The sequence below is a fragment of the Siminovitchia jepli genome (assembly GCF_047228825.1).
Taxonomy (GTDB): domain Bacteria; phylum Bacillota; class Bacilli; order Bacillales; family Bacillaceae_C; genus Siminovitchia.
This window is the reverse complement of the sequence record NZ_JBFEGN010000198.1, coordinates 1-1,218: the sequence shown is the minus strand read 5'-3', so window position 1 is coordinate 1,218 and position 1,218 is coordinate 1. Positions and strand designations below refer to the sequence as shown.

Annotated in this window: 1 protein-coding gene; it reads left to right on the top strand. The window is 33.7% G+C overall.

Going from position 1 to position 1,218, the window contains the following annotated elements:
• The first annotated feature begins 143 nt into the window (after positions 1 to 143).
• Positions 144 to 1,178 carry a substrate-binding domain-containing protein gene (locus tag AB1L08_RS22365; protein ID WP_413066773.1) on the top strand — a complete coding sequence of 345 codons (1,035 nt, stop codon included), beginning with the start codon at positions 144 to 146 and terminating at the stop codon, positions 1,176 to 1,178.
• Positions 1,179 to 1,218 lie beyond the last annotated feature (40 nt).

Here is a 1,218-nt window from a genome sequence, read left to right as displayed (position 1 = left end):
AGTGGAGGAAATTGGAAAAAACACCAGGATAACATCTTATTTACAGGGTTTTAACAACCTATATCACGGATTCAGGTTCTACTAAACCGATTTACTAAACCGGTTTAGTAAATGAAAGTATAGATTTTAGGAGTGTCTTGGTGATGAGAAAAGTAATAATTAGTGATGTAGCTAAAAATGCTAATGTTTCAAAAAGTACGGTATCACAATATTTAAATAAAAGATACGAATATATGGGGGTTGATACAAAAAGAAGAATAGAAAAATCAATTAAAGAATTAGGGTTTCAAGCAAACATAGTTGCCAGGAGTTTAAAAGTAAAGCAAACATCAACTATTGGAGTAATTGTGGCAAATATATTGCATGATTTTTCGACAAAAGTTATTAGGGCAATTGAAGACGCTTGTAACAAAGAGAATTTCCACATTATCGTCTGTAATGCAGATGACGACCCTGTTAAAGAAAAACAGTATATAGAAATGCTAATAGCCAAACAGGTTGATGGGTTAATTATTTTTCCAACAGGCGGTAATTATGAATTATATTCGGAAATGACGGAAAAAGGCTTTCCGCTTGTTTTTATCGATAGATTAGTGAAAGGGCTTGCAGTAGATTCAGTATTACTGGATAACAAACATGCGATGGAATTGGCCGTAAAGCATTTGGTAGATAAAGGTCATAGCAAAATAGGTATTGTTACAACATCACTTTTAAGAAATGTAACGCCTAGGGTTGAGAGGGTATCTGGATTTGTTGAGACAATGAACAAACAGGGTTTGGAGGTGAACAATGAATGGATTAAGGGATTAGAGATACAAGAGATCCAAAATGGACTAAAACAAATGCTCTCTCAAAACCCATCTCCTACAGCAATTATTGCCGGAAATGACTTAACCATGATGGAGATACTCCGTTATGCTGTAAAAAATAATTTAAACATACCAAAAGATTTTGCATTAATTGGAGTAGATGAATTAGCATTTGCTGATATTTTTACACCTTCTTTAAGTACTATTTCACAACCTGCTTTTAAAATGGGAAACGCAGCAGCTACATTATTATTAAATAAAATAAATAAAAGCAACAAGACAGAACCATCTATCCATCGGTTTCGGGGTGAGCTAAAGGTAGGAAAATCTACTATATACTCTCGGTATTCCAAACGAGTAAATTCCTGAATTCCCAAAAATTTACTGGAAATGGAGTGTAATCTGATGA

Excerpts from the sequence above, each read along its gene's own strand:
- AB1L08_RS22365 (WP_413066773.1), top strand. The coding sequence starts at position 144 with ATGAGAAAAGTAATAATTAGTGATGTAGCTAAAAATGCTAATGTTTCA.